Genomic DNA, 4,554 nt, shown 5'->3' with positions numbered 1-4,554 from the left:
GGGGGGCCGCCCCCCCGCGGGTGGGGGGCCGGGGGGCGGCCCCCCCCCCCCCCCCCGCGCGGGGGGGGGGGGGGGCCCCCCCGGGGGGGGGGGGGGGGGGGGCGGCCCCCGGCCAGCTCCTTGCCCCCCGGCATGGTGGCGTCCAGCAGCCCGGGCACGTCACCGGGCACACCGTCGAGCTGCCACTGCCCGATCTGCACGGACGCTTCGACGACCATCCGGACCCGGTCGATCCGCCGCTCGTAGTAGTGCGTGAGCAGTTCCTCGTCCCACGCGGATCCGCTGGTCAGCAGCTGGGACAGCACCCACGCGTCCTCCAGGGCCATGGCCGCGCCCTGGGCCAGCGTGGGCGGGCAGCAGTGCGCGGCGTCGCCGACGAGGACGACCCGGCCCCGGTGCCAGGACCCCTCGACCAGCATCCGGTCGAACCAGGTGTAGTTCACCTGCGCCGGGTCGGTGATCGAGTCACGGATCTCGTCCCAGGCACCGCCGTATCCCTCGGCGAGGCGGCGCATCTCCCGCGCGTAGGACTCGGGCGGGATCGTGGCGCGGTCGCGGCCGGCCTCCACCAGATAGGCGTAGATCGTGTCCTTGCTGGTGGGCGTGTAGCCGGCGATGTAGCAGGGTCCTCCGTGGGAGAGGACGCTGCACTCCACTCCGGCCGGGCGGGGCGCCGGGACACGCCAGATGGCCATGCCGGTCGGCTCGGGTTTGACGTCGATGCCCATGGCGGCGCGGGTCGCGGAGTGCAGGCCGTCGGCGGCCACGACGAGGTCGTAGCGGCTCTCGGTGCCGTCACTGAACCGGACGGTCGCCGACGTGTCGTCCTCGGTGAGGATCTCGGCGGTGGTGCCGAGCCTGACGTTCGCGCCGGATGCCCGGACGAGGTCGATGAGGATGCGCTGGAGCACCGGGCGCTGCATGCCCAGGGTGGCGGGGAGGTCGTCTCCGCCGGTACGGAGGACGTCGCCGACGTGCAGCACGGTGCCGTCAGGCGTCGTCAGCCCCAGGGCGTCGAAGCCGAAGCCGTGCTCGCGGACCTCGTCCCAGACGCCGATCTCGCGCAGCACGCGCAGGGCGTTGCCCTGCAGGGTGATGCCGGAGCCGCGTACGTTCCAGTCCTCCTTGACCTCGACGAGGTCGACGTCGATGCCGGCCCGCCGCAGCAGCACGGTCATGGCGTTGCCGGAGGTGCCCCCTCCGATGACCAGGACTCTCTTTCGTTCCATGGCCAACTCCTTTGTTGGTCGGGTCACTTGACGGCGACGGGGTTGACGGGGGAGCCGACGGCTCCGGTGATGGGCAGGGGCGCGGCGGTGAGCCAGAACTCGTACACGCCGTCGCGGGCGCAGTCGTCCGCGAGAGCGTCGGGGTCCCACATCTCACCGATCAGCAGGCCCATGTTGGGGATGGCGACCTGGTGCAGCGGCTGGAAGGCGCCGTGGAACTCGTTCGGCCGTACCTCGAAGCCCCAGGTGTCGGTGGCGATGGCGGCGATCTCGCTCGCGTGCAGCCAGCCGGCGGTGGTGAAGGACAGACCGGGCGAGTCTCCGCCCGCGTAGTCGCCCCAGCCCTCGCGGCGGGCGCGCGCCAGCCGCCCGGTCCGGACGACGACGATGTCCCCGCGGCCGACGGCCACGCCGTGCGCCTCGGCCGTCGCGGTCAGGTGTTCCTCGGTGATCGCGAAACCGTCCGGCAGTTCCCCGCGTTCGCCGCCGATCACCCGGCCGACGTCGAGGAGGACTCCGCGCCCGGCGACGTACGGGGCCATGTGCTCGATGCCGGTGACCAGATCGCCGTCGGAGGTGACGACCTTCTCGGCCGCCCGCCCGTTCCACGCCTTGCCGTGGTCGAAGATGTGCCCGAGCCCGTCCCACTGGGTGGAGCACTGCAGGGGCATCGCGATCACGTCGTCGGCGCCGCCGATGCCGTGCGGGAAGCCCTGGTTGCCCAGCGCCGCGTCCGTTCCCGTGTCCAGCATGGTGTGGACGGGGTTGGTGCGGCGGCGCCAGCCCTTCTGCGGCCCGTTCATGTCGAACCGCTGCGACAGCGAGAAACTCACGCCCCGCCGCACCAGCGCGGCACCCTCGCGGCGCTTGTCCTCGTCGAGGAAGTTCAGCGTGCCGAGCACGTCGTCCTCGCCCCAACGCCCCCAGTTGGAGCACCGCTTGGCGGCCTCGGTGATCGCGCCCTCGGCGTCCGCGGGGTCGAGCGGGGCCGTCACGACGCGGTCCCCTCGCCGACACAGCGGGTGCGCTGCACGCCCAGCCCGGTGATGGAGCCCTCCATGACGTCGCCGTCGCGCAGCAGCCGCCCCCAGTGCATGCCGTTGCCGGCCGGGCTGCCGGTGAGCACCAGGTCGCCGGGCAGGAGCCGGGAGGTCTGGGAGATGTACGACACCAGCCGGGCGATGCCGAAGAGCATGTCCTTGGTGGACTCGTCCTGCATGGTCTCGCCGTTGAGCTTCAGCGTGACCCGCAGGTCACCCGGGTCGGCGATCGACTCGGCGGGCACGATCCACGGGCCGAGCGGGGTGAAACCGGGGGCGTTCTTGCAGCGCAGCCAGTCGGTGCCGATGGCCTTCATGTCCCGGCGGAAGACGGTGGCGCGGTCGGTGAGGTCGTTGGCGATGGTGTAGCCGGCGACGTACTCCAGGGCCTCCGTGACCGTCACACGGTAGGCGGGCCTGGCGATGACGGCTGCCAACTCCAGCTCCCAGTCGGGCTGTTCGGCCCAGTCCGGAAGTACGACGTCGTCGAAGGGGCCGGTGATCGCACTCGGCAGGCCGATGAACACGTACGGCAGATCCTCGGCCGCCCGCCGGTCCATGACCGCGGCGATCTCCGCGCGCGCCTCCTCGACCGTGCGGGGGTCGTCGGGGGAGCGGTGGGCGACCTCCAGGTCGATCACGTGCTGCCGGTAGTTGGCGCCGGACTGGAAGACCTGGCGGGGCTCGACCGGCGCGTGCGCCCGCAGGTGCTCCAACGGCCGCCAGTCGGCCGTCTCGTCGGCCGCGAGCGCGTGCAGGCGAGGAAGCATCTCGTCCCAGCGGTCGTAGATCCCCCTGGCTGTCAGGTCCGGCTCCCCGAGGGCCGTACGAAGATCCAGCACACGCCCCTCGGGGATCACGAGACCGGGGAAAGGCGCCTGGTCAGAGGCGGAGAGGACGCCAAGGGCGAAGGGTCCGGAGAAGGACGCGGAAGCGGCTGCGGGTTTCACGGGAATGTCCTCCAGATTGCGGTGGGACCAATCTGGACCCCAGCGAGTAATCTGGGAAATCGATTCTTTAGATGTTGATCATCTGTGGTGCAAATGCTGCTGCCGCCGCGAGCGGCCTCGCTCTGGAGGCGTCGTGTCCCTCTCCGGCCTCGATCTCAATCTCGTCCTGTCCCTGCGGGCCCTGCTGGAGGAACGCAACGTCACCCGCGCCGGGCAGCGCGTCGGGCTCAGCCAGCCGGCGATGAGCGCGGCCCTGGCCCGCCTGCGCCGCCACTTCGACGACGACCTGCTCGCGCGCGTCGGCAAGCAGTACGAACTGACCGCCCTCGGCCGCGCTCTGCTGGACCGCACCTCGACCGCCTGTGACCTGCTGGAACGGGTCTTCAGCAGCAGGGCCGACTTCGCCCCGGGCAGCGAGGAGCACGAGTTCACCCTGCTCACCTCCGACTACGCGCTCGCCGTGTTCGGCGCCGAGTTCGCCCGGACCGTGCATGCCGAGGCCCCGGGGGTACGGCTGCGCTTCCAGCGGACGCCCATCGACGTCACCGAGGAGACGGCACCGCTGCTCAGCACGGCCGACGGGCTTTTGATGCCGCGCGGCGTCATCAGCGGTTTCCCCGCCGTCGACCTGTACACCGACCGCTGGGTCTTCCTGGTGGCCGAGACGAACGACGAGGTCGGCGACCAGCTGACCATGGACGACCTGGCACGGCTGCCCTGGGTCATCTACCAGCGCGCCTACGACGCTCCGGCCGCCCGGCAGCTGAGCATGCTCGGCGTCGACCCCCGCGTGGAGATCTCCGTCGACAGCTTCCAGGCGCTGCCCTTCCTGGTCGCCGGCACCCGCCGGATCGCCCTGGTACAGCAGCGCCTGGCCGAGCTGCTGCGCGGCGTGGCCGCCGTACGCCTCATGGAACCTCCCTACGGGGCGGTCCCTCTCCAGGAGGCACTGTGGTGGCACCCGGTGCACACCCATGACGCGGCCCACATCTGGCTGCGCGAGACCGCGGCCCGCGTGGGAGCGGAGCTGGCCGCTTCCGAGCCCGGCCGTATCGCCACGGTCGCACCGAGATAGCGGGCCCGCGCAGGTGCCTGGCATCCAGGGCCCGGATGATCCACATCTTCGATATCGATCGGATGAGGGCTAGGCAGGACCTGCCCGTTGCCCCATAGTCGTCTCAACCCGGCGCCGGAGCCCCACCGTCACCCGCTGCCGGGACCGCGCAGGCGCCCGGCGAGCCGAACCGCCGCGACGCCGGCAGTCATCGGCACCCCGCTCCGAACCTGCCACGGGTTACCGGACGGCCCGACCACGACGGCCGCACCGCCCCGTCC

General features: G+C 71.9%; 4 protein-coding genes. 1 reads left to right on the top strand and 3 read right to left on the bottom strand.

The window, feature by feature from the left end; all coding sequences use genetic code 11:
* The 3 genes from L0P92_RS42370 to L0P92_RS42360 form a co-directional block, all read right to left on the bottom strand.
* Positions 1 to 1,229: FAD-dependent oxidoreductase (locus tag L0P92_RS42370; RefSeq protein ID WP_234768471.1), on the bottom strand; the 1,229-nt coding region annotated here is incomplete at its 3' end.
* A 23-nt stretch (positions 1,230 to 1,252) separates the two neighbouring features.
* On the bottom strand, positions 1,253 to 2,224 hold the full coding sequence (locus L0P92_RS42365) for a cyclase family protein (RefSeq protein WP_234768470.1): 972 nt from the start codon (positions 2,222 to 2,224) through the stop codon (positions 1,253 to 1,255).
* Entirely contained in the window at positions 2,221 to 3,219 is a 999-nt protein-coding gene (locus L0P92_RS42360) for a fumarylacetoacetate hydrolase family protein (protein ID WP_234768469.1), read from the bottom strand. The genes L0P92_RS42365 and L0P92_RS42360 overlap by 4 nt, the downstream gene beginning before the upstream one ends.
* A 133-nt stretch (positions 3,220 to 3,352) precedes the next feature.
* On the opposite strand from L0P92_RS42360, the gene L0P92_RS42355 reads away from it, so the two are divergent.
* Positions 3,353 to 4,294 carry a LysR family transcriptional regulator gene (locus tag L0P92_RS42355; protein ID WP_234768468.1) on the top strand — a complete coding sequence of 314 codons (942 nt, stop codon included), beginning with the start codon at positions 3,353 to 3,355 and terminating at the stop codon, positions 4,292 to 4,294.
* The last annotated feature ends 260 nt before the right edge of the window (positions 4,295 to 4,554 follow it).

The sequence above is a fragment of the Streptomyces muensis genome (assembly GCF_021474425.1).
In the GTDB taxonomy this organism is placed as follows: Bacteria; Actinomycetota; Actinomycetes; order Streptomycetales; family Streptomycetaceae; genus Streptomyces; species Streptomyces muensis.
This window is presented reverse-complemented; position numbering and strand designations above follow the sequence as displayed.